Genomic DNA, 16,527 nt, shown 5'->3' on the forward strand with positions numbered 1-16,527 from the left:
AATACTATGTTTTGATTCAGCTTTCTGTGATATTATTGATTGAACTCTTCCGCGATATTCTGTCGCGGGGATTGTGGCGGGAAGCGGCCTTAACCGAGATAAAAAGCTTCAAAAACGAAGGAGTGTAAAATGCAATTGTTTTTGCAAACGAAGAAGGGGTTGGCACTCTTCCTCGGCATGGCGATGATGTTCATGCTGGCGGGATGCGGTGCGGACAGTGCCTTTGACAACAATGTCAAAGGTAGTGGTCTTGAGGTAACGGTTTCGCCTGCCGATGGGGCAACGGACGTTTTCCTCAATACGGATATTACGGGAACGTTTAATAAGGATCTCCAGCAGGCAACGTTGATCGAGGGGACGACGTTTTACCTGCTGGACCCGAATAACAGCATGGTGCCGGGATCGTGGTCATATCTGAACAAGGTATTGCGCTTCAAGCCCGATGCCAATCTGACGGCGAACACCACCTACCGGTTCGTCATTACGAACGGTATCAGAGCGACGGACTACTCCCGCCTGGGCGGCGATGTCGTCACGCAGTTCACGACCGGAACGGGTCTGGGACTCAACGTCACGCTCAATCCGCAGCAGGGCGACAGCAATGTCTCGCTCAATCCCAATATCACCGCAACGTTTAACGAGCCGGTGGATCTCGCAACGGTTACGAACAACAGTTTCTATCTGCTCGATGGAAACAGCGTGAAAGTACCGGTGACGAAGATCGACCATACCGACGATAACACGACGTTGATTTTGAAACTCGCTTCCAACCTGGTGCCGTTCAGTACGTACACCACCGTCGTGACGACGGCCGTGTCGGCACCGAACGGGCATACGCTCGCCGCCGACGAGACGGCCATGTTCGTGACGGGCAACTGGCTGCGCCTGGCCGTGACGATTATGCCGTCCGACGGTACGACAGGTGTGCCGATCAACACGATGGTGACTGCGACCTTCAACAAACCGATGGATCTGTCGACGCTCAATTCGGGCAATATCTATCTGATGGATGAAAACGGCACCCACGTTCCGGGTACGCTGCATACGGGTACGGATGCGAACGGCAATACGGTCGTAACCTTTATCCTCGATCCGGGTACGACGCTGGTTCCGAACAGCGATTACACCTTCATGGTCGAAAACGACGTGACGTCCCTCGACGGCGAACAGCTGGGTACGGATGAGACATCGACCTTCACGACGGGCACCCAGACTGAGCTGCAGGTCTACATCGTCCCGATGGATGGCGCGACAGGCGTTCCGGTCAGTGACGATATCGTCGCCTACTTTAACGAGGACGTCAACGAGACGACCCTTGATGCCGCGACCTTCTATCTTGAAAATAGCGGCGGCGGCCTGCTGCCGGGTACGATCGGCTATGACAGCGGCAACTATATCGCCGTCTTCAACCCGGATGCGAACCTGACGGCGTACAACACCTACACCTTTACGGTGACAACGGGGGTTGCGGCGGTCAACGGCGACACACTTGCCAGCGACGTGAACTCAACATTCACAACCGGCAACCTGATCCGCGTCATCGATGCGGCCGTCTTCAGTATGGGCACTACTGCCGTGGCAGCCGATACAAACGAATCGGCCCTCAACGGTGTCACGGGCAATCTGCTCGGGACAAATATTTCCCTGGGCGTCGATGGCGTGCAGGGACTGGTTGCGGCGACGATCAACTACGAGGGACTGGTGGCCGCACTCAGCGGGGAAACCAATTCGACGACGGTACAGGAGCTCGTGGACAGTAACGTCAGTCTGACGACACTGCTGCAGATTATTTCCGATCAGATGCCGGCAGGACCGGGTAAAGATGCTGTGGATCAAATTGCGCAGGCTGTGGCTGACCAGGGCCTTGATCAGCCGGTAGCTATCGGGGACCTGTTGCAGTTCCCTGATAGTGTTCTCCCTGCGAATGTGACAGATGTTCTGGCCATGGATGGTATTTCGGCGGCAGAGGCGAATGTGGTCTCTGTGTTGAGTTCGGTTAATGCTGCACTGGCTCCGATTACACAAAGTGTTATCGAGATTCCACTCTCCATTCCGGGATTGACTGACGGTAACAGCACGCTTCGTGCGCAGCTGGTGAGTCCGCCGACAATTGCGCTGATGGTTCCGGGGGATACGATCCGCGCTTCCCAGGCAAGAATTCAGCTGAAGCTTACACTGACCGGTTCGGCGCTTACAGACCTGTTGTCGCTGCTTGGGCTCGGCACAGATGCGATCCTCAATATCCCGCTGTATATCGTGCTGGGTGCCGCTGAAGGCAACTTGACTACGCTTTCTGTTGACGATGTCGCGATGGCGGTACAGAACGGGCTTGCCTCAATCTACCTCGGGACGATTCCGGATGACCAGTTCTTCTCCGATCAGCCATTGACGGCTGACAGTTTCGCACCGGTAGACCTTATCAATCTGCTTGGGCTTGCAACCGTGACTGCCAAGGCGTATGCTGTCGGGGATTCGAACAATACGACGATGCACTTCTTGCCGATCAATGTACCGCAGATGGAGAGTGCCTTCGCACCGTTGGGAGATACGACAGGCTCATTGCTGGGAACATTGACAAGCAACCTTGAGCTGCAGGTGACACTGCTTGGCCTTCCGTTGCTTGATGTCAGCGCGCTTGCAGGGGCGTTGAGCGATCTGCTTGTGAACACGCTTGCACCGGCGTTGTCGCCGATCCTGAATATGCTGAGTGGCGCGCTCGGAGCGTATAGCGGTCAGGCCGATGTCACGATGCTCAGCCTGATCGAGCACTATATCGAGCAGCCGTAACAGATAGAATAGAGAATGAAAACGGGGCCATGCCCCGTGAAAAGAAGGATAATAATAATGAGAAGATATTCATTGGCAGCGGCAGCGCTTTTGCTCACCACTGCGGCGTATGCTGATTTCCCGGCGAAACGCATTGCCTTCCCGGGGTTCTATATCGGGGGCAATGTCGGTTACGCGACCGGCCGGGTAAATGAGACCGATACGGCCGAGGAAGCGTGTAACGGCGATCCGGCCTGTACCGTGATCAACTCCACCATTGACGAGAACGCTTTCGGACTGAAGCTGTTCGGAGGTTACCTCTTTAACGACTTCTTCGCCATTGAAGGGGGCTATTTCAACCTCGGCGAGCTTTCGTTCAAACACGATACGAGTACGGGGGAGACCTATAAAGGTACCGCGAAGACGCAGGGGCTCAATGCCGACGTGGTCGGACACCTTCCGATCCTGTCCCAGCTGACCGCCTTTGCACGCCTCGGTGTGATGTATGCCGAAGTCAGCAAAGACTACTCCTACAGTGGCGGCACGCTCTATGTCAATGGCGTCGCGAAAGACATGAGTCCCAGCCAGTGGGGTGCGGGCCTGAAAGTCGGCTTGGGCGTGCAGTATGACTTCACACCCCGCCTCGGTGTCCGCGGCGAATGGGAAGGGTACCACATGGAGGAGGACGCTTCCAATTCCGGTCTCGATATGAGCCTCTGGTCCGTCGGTGTCGTCTACCGCTTCGGTGAAGATCCGAACGCACCTGTCCCGCCGCCGGAGCCGGAAAAAGTCGTCGTGGTCAAAGAGGTCCCGGTACCGGCCGAACCTGTTGTCGTCGAAAAAGTCGTCGAGAAAGAGGTCGTCAAAGAGGTCCCGTCCGAACCGGTCATTATCCGGAAGCCGGTCGAACGCGTCGTCCTGGCGACGGATGCGCTCTTCGACTTCAACAAGGCGACAGTCAAACCGGAAGGTAAAGCCGCGATCAGAGACCTCGTGCTGAAACTGCAAAAAGATGACAAGCTGATCGTGACGGGTCATACGGACAGCATCGGTTCCGAGCTGTACAACCTCAAACTGTCACAGCGCCGTGCCGACGCGGTCAAGAACGAACTCGTCATCAACGGCATCGGCGCCGACCGTATCGAAACGAAGGCCAAAGGGGAGAGCGATCCCGTCGCGACCAATGCGACCGACGAGGGGCGCGCGCAGAACCGCCGCGTTGAAATCGACATCATCGCTGCACCGAAAGAGCCGGGGGAAGAGATCACACCGCCGGCAGATGAAGTTACCCTCCCCGCAGGGGAAACGAAGTAACGACACTTCTACACTCAGTGAAGGAGCTCCCCGGAGCCTCCTTCATCCCTAGAACTCTCCGACCCTTCTAACGACAATACATCATCGCTCTCTATCCAGTTTCTTACAATCAGCATGCTGCGTGATTAGGTATGCCCGCTTCAGACACTGCTGCAAAGCATATTTTCGATATTTGATGATAAAACATGACTTTTTTGCATAAAGTTTTATAAATACAGAATATGTTTTTGATAATTTTTTGATAAACACACATAAAAAAATGAAAAATCGTATTTTTTGATTTATATTAAGTATCATGAAGATATGATTCATTTCGTTAGAAATGAGATGTCAGTGGGATGGAGGGGAAAAGTGTCACCTTCTCTCGCGTGAAGAGGTGAACGCTGTCGGTCAGGCGGTACGGCGTTTTCGATGAATCAAAAGGAGTAATAGGTGAAGACGTCTAAGTATAAGTGGGGGCTGACCGGCATCCTTGGCATGGCAATGGTGTTGATTCTGGCTGGGTGCGGACGCGATAGCGCGTTTGACGACAATGTCAACGGCGGTGAACTGCAGGTGGCGGTTGATCCGTCCGAAGGAGCGGTCAATGTGCCGATCAACAAGCTGATCACGGCGAAATTCAACAAAGAGATGAATGTATCGACCGTGAACGATTCGACTTTCTACCTGCTGGATGAGAACGGTACCAAAGTCTCCTCAACGATCAAATTCTACGGCACGGATACCAAGCTCTTTACCTTGACGTCCAATGCGGATCTGGTGATGGATTCGAATTACACCGTGTATATCACAAGGGGCGTCAAAGCGAGTGACGGCTACCTCCTCGCGGCGGACAATATTATCCACTTTCGCACGGGCACGCTGAAATATCTGCAGGTCACGGTCCTGCCCAATGACGGCGACACCAACGTCTCCATCGGCGTACATATCCTGGGGAATTTCAACGAAGCGGTCAATACGGCGACACTGAACAGTACCAACGTCTATCTGCGAGAGAGCAACGGTAGCTTTGTCAACGGGACGATCAATTACAGCGACGTCGGCGATGATCACCTCATGACCTTCACCCCGTCGGTCCCGCTCGATTACAACGCGACGTATACCTTTACGATCAAGCAGCCGGTGACGTCTCTCACCGGACTGCAGCTTGAATATGACAGCGTGAACAGCTTTACGACAGGGCCGATGAAGGTGGTCCAGGCGGCCGTCTTCTCCATGGCGGCGACTCCGGTAGCGGTTGACACGAATAATTCCGAGGTACTCGGCAGCGTACTCGGCGGTTTACTGGGGACGCAGGCGTCGGTAGACCTCCTGGGTTCCGGGGGACTGGCCGGCGTCAGCCTCGGCTTCCCCAAACTGGTCTCGGACCTTGTCGATGTCGTGTCCGCATCAACGGTCGAAGACCTGGTCGACAGCAACGTGACGCTCGACGCGATGCTGAGGGTCATTGCCGATGAGCTGGAAGGGCTTGATGCGGCCGAGGCACATCAGCTCGTGATTGATCTGAGGGAAGAGGTCAACGCCTCCGGTCTCAGCGATACGCCGATCAGCGTGGGCAGTCTGCTCCAGTTCCCGGTCGATACGCTGCCGATGCAGGTGAACGATGTGCTGTCGATGACGGGCCTCTCCGCGGCGCAGCTGAGCGTTCAGTCACTGTTGGGCGGCATCAACCAGGCGCTTGCGCCGGTACTGAACGCCCCGATAGAGGTACCGCTCTCCCTGCCGCTTCTGACGGATGAAAGCAGCGGCCTGAAACTCCAGGTCATTACACCGCCGGCGATCGCCGTGATGAAAGAGGGGGATACGATCCACTCCGCATCGACCCGTCTGCAGCTTAACCTCAAAGTCGGGGGCATCCTGGGGGATCTTCTCGGTGCATTGAATACGCAGCTGGACGGAGAAGGGGCGGTGAGTGCCGACCTTATCAACCTGCCGCTTTACCTTGAGCTTGGCTCGTCAGAGGCTAACCTGACGGTCCTGAACAACGATGAGATCGCCATGAATGTTCGCAACGGATTGGCCACACTTGTGATCGGTACGATCCCCGAAGACCAGTTCTTCTCGCAGCAGCCGATTTCGCCTGAGGATGTCGGCAGCGCGGATCTCGTCAATCTGCTGGGGCTGGTGAAGATCACCGTTAAGGCCTATGCATCGGGCGTGGCTGACAGCGGCGGAATCAACTTCCTGCCGGTCGATATGCAGCAGATGCAGAGTGTCTATGCGCCGACAGGATCGACGACAAGCGCACTGCTCAATACGCTGGTAAGCAATCTGGAATTGACGATTAATCTGCTGGGTATCCCGATTGATGTGAGTGGGCTGCTTGGAAGTCTGCTCGACCCGCTGCTGTCGATTCTGCTGCCGCTGCTGTCACCGCTGCTTGACTCGGTCACGGGACTGCTGGGAGCGAGTATCGGCAAGGCGGACGTGACCATGATGAGTCTGATATACGGGAACTAAAGCGTTCTGAAAAATAGCGGGGTACGCGCCCCGGAACGGAAGGAAAGAAATGAATATGAAACGGATAGCCGCGACGGCGGCTCTCGTCGCGGCGGCTCTCGTCGCGGCGGCGGTGCAGGGGCAGGCGGTCGAACGTATCGCGATGCCCGGGCCTTACCTCGGGGTAAATCTCGGATATGCGACCGGTTCGGTCTCCATCTCCACAACCGAAAAAGAGGTGTGCCAGGGGGACCCGACCTGTTATGTGGCAAATGCAACGGCAGACGAGGAAGTGTTCGGCGTCAAAGCGTTCGGCGGTTACCTCTTCAATCAGTACTTTGCCGTTGAAGGGGGGTATTTCAACCTAGGCGAACTCTCGTTCAAGGATGTCACCAATACCGGAGAGGTCTATAAAGGCAAGCTCTCGGGACAGGGGATCAACATGGACGGGCTCGCCCACCTCCCGCTCTTTGACGCCCTCACCGTCTTTGCCCGTATCGGGGTGCTGTACGCGGGGATGAGCAAGAACTACACCTACAGCGGGGGTATCCTGCTGGTCAACGGCGCTCCCAAAGACATGCACGTGACCGAATGGGATGTCGGCTACAAGCTCGGCGCCGGGGTGCAGTACGATTTCACACCCGCCCTCGGCGTACGCGCCGAATGGGAAGCGTACCACCTCGCCGAAGCCGGGTCCAGGTCCGATTACGATGTGAACCTCTACTCCCTGGGGGTCGTCTACCGATTCGGCATCCCCGAGCCGGAACCCGAAAAGATCGTCGTGGTCAAAGAGGTCCCGGTCCCCGGCGAGGGCACGGTCCTGGAAAAAGAGGTCGTCAAAGAGGTGGAAGTCGTCAAGAAGGTCGAGGTTATCAAAGAGGTGCCCAAGCCTGTTATCATCAAAAAACCGACCGAACGTGTGGTCCTGGCATCGGATACCCTCTTCGATTTCGACAAGTCTATTGTGAAGCCGCAGGGCGATGCCGCGCTGAAACAGCTTTCCGGAAGGCTGCAGAAAAATGACCGCCTGGTCGTCGTCGGCCATACGGACAGCGTCGGGACGGAAGTGTACAATATGAAACTCTCGCAGCGCCGTGCCAATGCCGTTAGAAGCAAGCTCGTTACCCTCGGTATTTCGCCGAGAATGATCGAAACCCGTGCGATGGGTGAAAGCCAGCCGGTGGCGACGAACGCGACCGACGAGGGGCGTACGGCGAACCGCCGCGTCGAGATCGAGGTCTACGCCGCTCCCAAAAAAGAGCTGTAGGCTTCCCGCCGTTTCCGCGTGCGGCCTTGGCGTGCGAAGGAGGGGTTAGGCGGAGAAGTGGATGAAGAGCTTCGGTTCCGGAGCTTCGAAGGTCATGCCGAGCAGCTCGACTTTTTTCGCATGCAGCATCACCCGCTGGCTGCGGCGTCCGCCGTACTGCTCATCCCCGACAATCGGGTGCCCGAAGGCGCGCAGGTGGACGCGGATCTGGTGGGTCCGGCCGTGGTGGATGATGAGCTTGAGCTTGCTTTTTTTGCCCGATACTTCCATCGGGTAGATCTCCGTGACGGCCGGTTTGCCCTTTTTGGAAATTTTGGAGTGGGCCTTGCCATGGCGTTTCTCCGTCAGAATCGGCTCATCCATAACGGCCTCTTCGGTCACGACCCCTTCGACCCATGCCACGTACTCTTTATAGACCTCGTCTTTCCTGAAGGCCTCGATCGCCTTCTCGCGGAAGGCGTCGTTCTTGACCAGCATCAGCACCCCGCTCGTTTCTCGGTCGAGGCGGTGGAGCAGGCGGGTCCCTTTGAACTGGCGCTCCACTTCATCGGCGTTGAGGAAGGCGGGTTTGTCGACGACGATGAGATCGTCGTTTTCGAAAATAGGGCGGATACGCTCGACTTTCTGGACTCTGAACTCGGTCTTCAGCGGCAGTTCGCCCCGGGCGATCATAACCTTCTGGTTGCCCACGTAGACAAGCCCGCGGTCGATCAGCTCCTTGGCTTTGGCGTTGGAGATCCCCTCCTGGGCCGCCAGCAGTTTGTAGGCTTTGTCTGAGGGGCCGCTGGAGCGGGTCTGCACATAGCGGCTCTCTTCGGACTCCGCGGTTTTGGCTCTTTGCGCTGCCGGCTTTTTGCGGCCGGCGTCTTTTTTGGCGAAGGCCTTGGACTTGATCTTGTTCTTGGCTTCGAGTTTTTTGCTCTGTCCGCGGTAGTCGTTCGGTGATTTTTTCATGAGGCGCTCTCCTTGGTGAGGTAGTCAAAAAAAGGTTGGAGATCGACGCTGCCGTTGATCGATGCGGGACGGAGCCCTTCGGCGTGCAGGAGCGCTTCGGTGAGCGCATCGTTCTCGACGACGGCGATGTTGTCGACGTAGCGCATCAGTTCGCGCTGATTGAAAAAGTGCGTCCCTGTGAGGGTCCGGCAGCCGAAATGGGCCGGTTCCAGGGGGTTGTGGCCTCCGACATCCGCGTTGAAGGCACCGCCGAGCACGGCGATGTCGCTGATGGCGTAGAGGTTGTTGAGCTCGCCCATGGCGTCGACGAGGACGACGGGATGCTCCCCCAGCGCGTCGATGCCGCCGTCCGTGCTCCACCGGGCGATGCGTTCGCCGTCGCACTGGCCGTGCAGCAGCTCCCAGACGGCGTCAAAACGCTCGGGGTGGCGGGGGACGACCAGCAGGCGGCTGTCGGGGTGTTCGGCGTGGCGGGCGCGAAAAGCCTCGAGGATCATGGCCTCTTCCCCCTCATGGGTACTGGCGGCGACGATCGTTTCGCCTTCGGGCTTAGGGTAGCGCTTCGTGGCGGTGACGCTCTGCGCCAGCTTGATATTGCCGATCACCTCGATATTGGAAGCGCCGAGCTGCTCAAAACGGGCCTTGTCGGCGTCACTCTGGCAGAAGATCTTGTCGACCCGCGCAAAAAGCCGCCGGTAGAACCAGCGCAGCTTCAGATATCTGGGGAAGCTGCGTTCGGAGAGGCGGGCATTGAGCAGCACGACCTTCGCCCCCCTGGCGCGGGCAACGGCAAAGAGAAGGTACCAAAATTCCGCCTCGAGCACGACAAGCGCGCGCTGGGGTTTGACCCAGAAGGGCATGAAGAGCTCATAGGGCAGATAGCGGTGCTCACTGCCGTACCCCTTGGCAACGTCCTGGCCTGTTTGCGTGATGGTACTGATGCGCACCTCCTCCGGCGAAAGGGGACCCAGCAGCGGCTTCAGGGCGCGGGTCTCGCCGACGGAGCAGGCATGAAACCAGATCCCGCCCGGCGTAAACGGCGGGTTGCCTTTGAGAAAAAAGCGGGCCGGGAGGGATTCGCGGTATTTCGAGCGGAGGCTGAAAAGCAGCAGCAGCGGAATCGCGGCGACGTAGAGCAGGACGCTGAGCAGGAAATAGATGAGTGAAAACGGCTTCATGACAGTGCCGTGCAAAGGGGGGTGCGAAGCTTACGCTTCGGCAGTTGCTTCCTCTTCGAGGTAGAGGATACGCCCGCAGTGCGGACAGGTTGTGATCTCTTCACCCTTGATGACGTCGGCGTAGACCTTGTCGCTGATGACCATGAAACAGCCCATGCACGCCTGGTTGCGTACCGGTACGGCTGTGGTGTTTTTCGCCCAGCGGCGGATCTTCTGGTAGAAGGAGAGGCCCTTTTGGTTCATCTGGGAAACGAGCTCCTGCTTGCGGGCAAAGACCTGCTGGCGCTCGCCGTCGATCTCCGCGAGTTTCGCATCGACCTCCTCTTTGACGCTGCCGAGGTTGGCGTCAAGCTCGTCCATCTGGGCTTTCAGCTCGTTCACGCGCTCGGTCTTGCTCTCGATGATGCGGTCGAGGCGTTCGATCTCTTCATTGGCGAAGCTGATCTGCTCCTTGGCGATCTCCTCTTCGAGCTGAAGGGATTTCATCTCCTTCTCGGTCTTGATCTCCGCGCTTTTTTTGCGGTTCTCCTCGAGCTTCTGGGAGAGTTCGGCGAGGTGGAGCTCGTTCTTCTTGTGCTTGAGCTGCTCGTCCTTGATCTCGTTTTCGAGGCCTTCGATGTTGCTCTCGAGGCCCTCTTTTTTGACAAGGGCCGATTCGTATTTATGGTTGGCTGCCTCGATCTGCGGGTCGAAAGCGTCGATCTCTTTGTCGATCTTGGAAAGGTCGATCAGTTGTTTGAGGTGCTTGTTCACAGAAGATTCCTTTATCCGTGGGAAAGTTTGAAACAGCATTGTTTGCAATGCCGCTACCCGTTGCCGTCGGGGGCTACTACGATCAATAATATGTGAACGGGTTTTTCGATGACGAAATTATAACCGTTAATCCGAAATTTTTCAAATGCGGGGCCAGGACCTCGGGGAAAAAGCGTTCGCTTTCAAAGTGGCCGATGTCGATCATGGAGAGCCCGAGGGCTTTGGCCTCCATGGCGTCGTGATACTTGATGTCGCCGGTGAGCAGGCAGTCGGCGTTGAGGCCTCGCATCAGAGAGGCGCCGGAACCTGTCACCAGGGCGACGCGCTTCAGGCGCTCGTGGCACCGGACGGTTTTGAGCTGCGCCAGTCCGAAGCGTTCGGCGACGTCGCGGGCGAAGGTCTCGAAATCGCTATCGACGTCGAAGCAGGCGACGAACCCCTCCTGGTCGATCGCACTCTCTCCCAGGACCTCCTGCGCGACCCAGCGGTTGAGATGGGTCTGGTCGAAGTTGGTGTGCATGGCGATATTGGCGATGTTCTTTTTGACCATCGTCTGCAGCAGCTTTGCCGGGTACTGCGTGAAATCGAGGGCGTCGAGCCCGCCGAAGATCAGTGGATGGTGGGTGATGAGGAGGGCCCCCTCTTCAAGCTCCTCCAGTAGCGCCTCGTCGACGTCGATGCTCAGCACGATCGTCGTGATCTCCTGCGCCGGGTCGCCGACGATGAGGCCGGAGTTGTCCCACTTCTCCTGCAGCTCGAAGGGGGAGAGGACGTCGAGGGCGTCGTAAATGGCTCCCAGCTTCATGCGCGGTATCTCCTTTTTTTATGTTTGTTGCGGATAAAGAGGCCGCGCGTATTGGTGAGGGGGTCTTCGTCTTTGAAGTCGAATGCCTCCGTGGCGCGGATCAGTTCGCCGAGCTTTTTGAAACCGTAGCTTCGGGGGTCGAAGTCGGGGAGCTTGTTGGCGACGAGCTGCCCGACCATCCCGAGGTTGGCCCACCCGGAGTCGTCGGCGGCATCGTCGACGGCGTCGCGCAGGAGCTCCAGGAGCTTTTTCTCCTTCGTCACGTCGACGCTCTCTTTGGCGATAACGTCCCTGCGCAGGTTCTCGGTATAGATGAACTTGTCGCAGGCGCTGAGGAAGGGCTTGGGCGTTTTGCGTTCGCCGAAGCCGTAGACGCTGACGCCGCTTTCGCGGATGCGGCTGGCCAGGCGGGTGAAGTCGCTGTCGCTGGAGACGATGCAGAAGCCTTCGAAATTCCCCGTATAGAGCAGGTCCATCGCGTCGATGATCATTGCGCTGTCGGTCGCGTTCTTGCCCGTTGTGTAGCCGAACTGCTGGATAGGCTGGATGCCGTGCTCGAGCAGGTGGGGTTTCCACCCCTTGAGCTGCGTTGAAGTCCAGTCCCCGTAGATGCGTTTGACGCTGGCGATGCCGTACTGGGCGATCTCGTCGAGGAGCCCTTCGATAATGGAGGGCTGGGAGTTGTCCGCGTCGATGAGGACGGCGAGGCGCTGCTGGTTCACTTCAAGCGCTCCAGGGCTTCGGCCGCATCGGGGTAGCCCGGACGCAGTTCCAGCGCTTTTTCAAACATCATGCGCGCCCCTTCCATGTCCCCTTTTTCAATGAGAAGCCGTCCGTAGTTGTAGTAGGTCTCTTCGAAAGCGTCATCGATGTCGACGGCGCTTTTGTAGTGCTCCTGCGCCTCATCCAGCCGCCCCAATTTCCGCAGCACGCCCGCGACGGCATTGTGGGTCAGGTCGTCGCCCGGGTCCAGCGTGAGGGAGCGGTTGTATTTCTGCAGGGCCTCCTCGTGGGCCCCCTCTTTAAAGAGGATAAAGCCGAGCTTGTTGAGGACCTCCGGACTGTCCGGATCCTGTTTTTCGGCCCGCTCCAGGTAGACCCGCGCTTCGGCGAGATTGCCGTCACCGTAGGCGCTGTCGGCCTTGTCGATGAGGGTATCGATCTCCTGGGTGCCCGGATAGGCGGGGCGCTCCGGTTCGGACGGGGGCGGTGCGTCGCTGTGGGAGGGGAGTTTCGTCTCCCCGTCACCGAGAGATTGGACAAATTTGAAGATCTGCCAGGCGAAAAAGGCGGAAGCGGCGAAGAGGATAATCTGGAAGAGGGTCAAGCAGTAGCCTTTTTGAATACTATTTTAACATAATGATACCCGCCTGTCGCCCCGTCGTGCCGCCTTCGGCCCGGTAGGAGAAAAAGCGGTCGGTGCGGCAGGCGGTACAGCTGCCGGGAAGGTCGATATGCCCGGCCGTAAGGCCCGCGGCTTCGAGCTGCTTTACGAGAATGGCGTTGACGTCCAGGTAGGTGCGGCCGTCCCGGAGGGAGAGGGCCCCTTCGCAGCCGGCCGCCTGGACCTCTTGAGCGACCTCCGGCCCGATTTCGTAGCAGCAGTTCCCTATAGAGGGGCCCAGCACGGCCAGCAGGTCGGCGGGGTCGCTGCCGTAGGCGTCGTGCATCGCGGCCACGGTTTTGCCGACGATGTTTTTGAGCGCCCCGGCACGGCCGGCATGCACGGCGGCGACGGCGCGGCGGCGCGGATCATAAAGGAGCACGGGGGTACAGTCGGCGACCATGACCATCAGCGGCTGGCCCACGAGGTCGGTCATCAGCGCGTCGCACTCCGGCCGGCTATGAAAGCGCATCTCCGGGGTGCAGCGGACAATGCGGTCCGAGTGGATCTGGCGCATATGGACGAGACGTTCAGGGGCATACCCGAGCCGTTGGGCCAGTAGGGCGTGGTTGGCATCGACGACGGTGGCGTCGTCCCCGACGTGGTAGGCGAGGTTGAACGACGCATAAGGCGCGGTGCTCTCTCCCCCGACGCGGTTGGTAAAACCGTGCGAAAGACCTTCAGCTTCGGCGAGGAGTTTTGATGTGATCACTCTATGACCCCCGTCCCCGCGGCATTGGCGCAGTGGAAGATGCGGGTGTGGTGGCGTCTCGCGTAGTAGGTCATCAGCAGCCGCTGCAGCGTCGGTTCGATCGAGGGGGTGAACCAGGCGTTGTTGCTGATGGCGATCATGTAGTTCGGGTCCCCCGTAAAGAGCGCTTCCGTGGTCGCTTCGTAGCAGACGGCGTTTCGGAAGAGGGTGCCGCCGATCAGGAAGTCGGTGGGGTGGTCGGCGGCGAGGTAGTCGGAGGCGCCGTCGAAGACGACTTCGTTGACCCATCCGCCCATCCATTTGGGCAGGGGGATGTATTCGCCGAAAGGCACGAGGACCATCTTCTTGGCGACCTGCATCTGCCCCTTATGGAAGAAGTACGTGACGTTGTAGTTATTGCCGTCCTCAAAGAGCAGGGCCCCCGTCACAATAGCGATTTTTTCCGAACGCGCTTTGAGTTCCTCAATCAGCTCCGGGGCCTTGTTGAGAAAGAGGGGGAAGACCGATTCGGGGAGGATGATGAGGTCATAGCCCTCCGCGGCGGCGTCATCGATGCGCGCAAAGTTGCCGAGGATGGTCGGTACCTGGTACGCTTTCTCCCATTTGAGCTCCTGGGGAACGGCGGTGGCGGCCAGCTTGATCTTCAGCGGTGGGGGAGGAGGCGGCGTACAGGCCGGCGCGTAGGCGAAGGCGACAAACAGCAGCGCACCGAACCGCAGCGGCGAGCGGAAGGCGGCCACGGCGGCAAGGCCGGCGAGCACCAGGGCGAACTGCCATTTTTCGACGCCGAGATAGCTGTGCAGGAGCGGCAGTTCCGGGACCATCCAGTTGAAGCCCATCGGGGCGACGAAGGTGAGCCCGAAGAGCAGAAAGGCACGTATTAACGGTTGTTCACTTAGGGCGAGGACGCCGAAATAGAGGAGGTAGACGACCCCGAAAAGCAGGGTCATCAGCGGCATCGCCCAGGGCATGCCGTAGTAGCGGAAACTGAAGCCGATCCAGTAGAACCAGAAGATGCCGATAAGAAATCCCGCCTGCAGCACGGTGCGGCGGGGGGCGGCCAGGAGCCCGTAATAAGAAAAGAGGGCCAGGAGAGTCTCGACGGCGGCGATGTGGGGCAGGGCGAAGTAGTCGACATAGATAAAGGCCGAGAATGCAAAGGCGATCGCAAAGGCGACGGCCAGCGATGTCATAAAGGGCATCTGCCTCCGGGTCGTTTTGAAAAGCGTGCTTTGTCCGGTGCCAAAAAGCATATGTCAGGCCCTTCCGTAAAGTTCGATCATGCTTTTCAGCCCTTCCCACGGGGCCTCTTCGAGCTGCTGCGGCGTCACGCGCCAGCGCCAGTTCCCCTCACTCGTGCCCGGGGTGTTCATGCGCGCATCCGATCCCAGCCCCAGCAGGTCCTGCAGCGGCAGCACCGCGAGGTTGGCCGTACTGGCGAGCACCGTACGGTTGAGGCTTTCGTGAAACGCCTCCCAGGGGCAGTGGAGGTAGCGCATCGTATGGGCGCGCTCGGCCTCTTCCGGCGGCGCGGCGTAGAACCAGCCGTTGGTCGTGTCGTTGTCGTGGGTGCCCGTGTAGACGACGCAGTTTTGGATGTGGTTGTGGGGCAGGTAGGGGTTGCCGGCGTCGCTGCCGAAGGCGAACTGCAGGATCTTCATCCCCGGCAGTCCGTAGTCGTCGCGCAGCGCCTCCACCTCGGGGGTGATGATGCCGAGGTCCTCGGCGATGATGGGCAGATCGCGGCCGAGGGCGCTGCGGAACGCATCGAAGAGTTTGCCCCCCGGTCCGGTGATCCACTCGCCGTTGATCGCCGTCTCTTCGTCGGCGGGAACGGACCAGTAGGACTCGAACCCGCGGAAATGGTCGATGCGCACCCAGTCGAAAAGCTCCAGCGACCCCTTCAGGCGTGCAATCCACCACGCATATCCCTCCTGCTCCATCCGCGCCCAGTCAAAGAGCGGGTTGCCCCAGCGCTGGCCGGTTTCGCTGAAGTAGTCCGGCGGCACCCCTGCGACTGCCGTGGGCTGCAGGGCGGCATCGAGCTGAAAGTACTCGGGGTGTGCCCAGACGTCGGCGCTGTTCATGGCGACGTAAATGGGCAGGTCGCCGATGATCTTCACACCCTTGTCGTTCGCATACTCCCGCAGTGCTTCCCACTGCTCGTAAAAGCAGAACTGCACGAAACGGTGGTAAACGGTTTCGTCTTTGAGAAGTTTCGCGTAGTAGGCCAGGGTCTCCGGCTCGCGCAGGCGGATGTTTTCGGGCCAGTCGTTCCAGACCCGTTCGTTGAAATAGGTTTTCAGCGCCATGAAAAGCGCGTAGTCGTCCAGCCAGGCGGCATGATCGGCACAGAAGGCGTCGAATGCCTTCGTCGGGCGGAAGCGGGCGTGGGCGCTTTCCAGCATCGCCGTTTGGCGCGCGATGACAGTATCGAAATCGACGGCGGAACCCTCTGCCGAGCGGGGCGGGCGTTCGTCCGCCTTCAGGAACCCCGCGTCGACAAGGAGGTCCGGGTCGATCAGCAGGGCGTTGCCGGCGAAGGCAGAGTAGCACTGGTAGGGAGAGTGCCCGAAGCCCGTCGGGCCCAGCGGCAGGATCTGCCAGTAGCCCACTCCCGCAGTGCCGAGCCGGTCGACCCAGCGGCGGGCGATACTGCCAAGGGTGCCGATGCCGTAGGGGCCTGGCAGGGAGGTGGGGTGGAGCAGGAGTCCGGCGGCGCGCGGCATCATAAGCGGGTCCTTGAATCGTGGATGTTCTTTACTGCGGATTATAGCAGATACGAACTCCTGAAACGTGCGGCAAATGACCGATCGTGTAATACGGCTGCGTCGTACAGCACTCTTGGTGCCCAGCTGCGAAGCGAAGCCTTGATGATGACTTTCTCTGCGGCGCTGAGACCGTACAGGGGTTTTAGAGGTGCCCTTTAGTATAATGGCACGAATTTTGGGGCAC

Annotated in this window: 13 protein-coding genes; 4 read left to right on the plus strand and 9 right to left on the minus strand. The window is 58.7% G+C overall.

What is annotated here, in order from left to right; translation table 11 throughout:
* The first annotated feature begins 129 nt into the window (after positions 1–129).
* The 4 genes from WCX72_RS02400 (at position 130) to WCX72_RS02415 (ending at position 7,786) form a co-directional block, all read left to right on the plus strand.
* Entirely contained in the window at positions 130–2,787 is a 2,658-nt protein-coding gene (locus WCX72_RS02400; protein ID WP_345970683.1) for an Ig-like domain-containing protein, read from the plus strand.
* 57 nt (positions 2,788–2,844) lie between these two features.
* Complete coding sequence (locus tag WCX72_RS02405; protein ID WP_345970684.1) at positions 2,845–4,080, plus strand: OmpA family protein; 1,236 nt, start codon at positions 2,845–2,847, stop codon at positions 4,078–4,080.
* 432 nt (positions 4,081–4,512) lie between these two features.
* A complete protein-coding gene (locus tag WCX72_RS02410) occupies positions 4,513–6,540 on the plus strand; it encodes an Ig-like domain-containing protein (RefSeq protein WP_345970685.1) in 2,028 nt (675 codons plus the stop codon).
* A 55-nt stretch (positions 6,541–6,595) separates the two neighbouring features.
* On the plus strand, positions 6,596–7,786 hold the full coding sequence (locus tag WCX72_RS02415) for an OmpA family protein (RefSeq protein WP_345970686.1): 1,191 nt from the start codon (positions 6,596–6,598) through the stop codon (positions 7,784–7,786).
* Positions 7,787–7,831: 45 nt separating this feature from the next.
* Here the strand turns inward: WCX72_RS02415 and WCX72_RS02420 are convergent, their stop codons facing one another.
* The 9 genes from WCX72_RS02420 to malQ form a co-directional block, all read right to left on the minus strand.
* A complete protein-coding gene (locus WCX72_RS02420; RefSeq protein WP_345970687.1) occupies positions 7,832–8,740 on the minus strand; it encodes an RNA pseudouridine synthase in 909 nt (302 codons plus the stop codon).
* Positions 8,737–9,918: a lipid IV(A) 3-deoxy-D-manno-octulosonic acid transferase gene (gene waaA, locus WCX72_RS02425; protein ID WP_345970688.1), complete on the minus strand. Its 1,182-nt coding sequence runs from the start codon at positions 9,916–9,918 to the stop codon at positions 8,737–8,739. Before waaA ends, WCX72_RS02420 begins: the two co-directional genes overlap by 4 nt.
* A 30-nt stretch (positions 9,919–9,948) precedes the next feature.
* Entirely contained in the window at positions 9,949–10,671 is a 723-nt protein-coding gene (locus tag WCX72_RS02430; RefSeq protein ID WP_231020238.1) for a zinc ribbon domain-containing protein, read from the minus strand.
* Between the two features lie 82 nt (positions 10,672–10,753).
* Entirely contained in the window at positions 10,754–11,476 is a 723-nt protein-coding gene (locus tag WCX72_RS02435; RefSeq protein WP_345970689.1) for a Nif3-like dinuclear metal center hexameric protein, read from the minus strand.
* Positions 11,473–12,198 carry an NYN domain-containing protein gene (locus tag WCX72_RS02440; RefSeq protein ID WP_345970690.1) on the minus strand — a complete coding sequence of 242 codons (726 nt, stop codon included), beginning with the start codon at positions 12,196–12,198 and terminating at the stop codon, positions 11,473–11,475. The genes WCX72_RS02435 and WCX72_RS02440 overlap by 4 nt, the downstream gene beginning before the upstream one ends.
* Entirely contained in the window at positions 12,195–12,803 is a 609-nt protein-coding gene (locus WCX72_RS02445; RefSeq protein ID WP_345970691.1) for a tetratricopeptide repeat protein, read from the minus strand. The genes WCX72_RS02440 and WCX72_RS02445 overlap by 4 nt, the downstream gene beginning before the upstream one ends.
* Positions 12,804–12,822: 19 nt before the next feature.
* The gene (pgeF, locus tag WCX72_RS02450; protein ID WP_345970692.1) at positions 12,823–13,572 is read right to left on the minus strand and encodes a peptidoglycan editing factor PgeF; all 750 of its coding nucleotides are present in this window, start codon (positions 13,570–13,572) and stop codon (positions 12,823–12,825) included.
* The gene (locus WCX72_RS02455; protein WP_345970693.1) at positions 13,569–14,774 is read right to left on the minus strand and encodes an apolipoprotein N-acyltransferase; all 1,206 of its coding nucleotides are present in this window, start codon (positions 14,772–14,774) and stop codon (positions 13,569–13,571) included. Before WCX72_RS02455 ends, pgeF begins: the two co-directional genes overlap by 4 nt.
* A gap of 54 nt (positions 14,775–14,828) precedes the next feature.
* On the minus strand, positions 14,829–16,304 hold the full coding sequence (gene malQ, locus WCX72_RS02460; protein ID WP_345970694.1) for a 4-alpha-glucanotransferase: 1,476 nt from the start codon (positions 16,302–16,304) through the stop codon (positions 14,829–14,831).
* Between the last annotated feature and the right edge of the window lie 223 nt (positions 16,305–16,527).

It is taken from the genome of Thiomicrolovo immobilis (genome assembly GCF_039645955.1).
Lineage (GTDB): Bacteria > Campylobacterota > Campylobacteria > Campylobacterales > Sulfurimonadaceae > Thiomicrolovo > Thiomicrolovo diazotrophicus.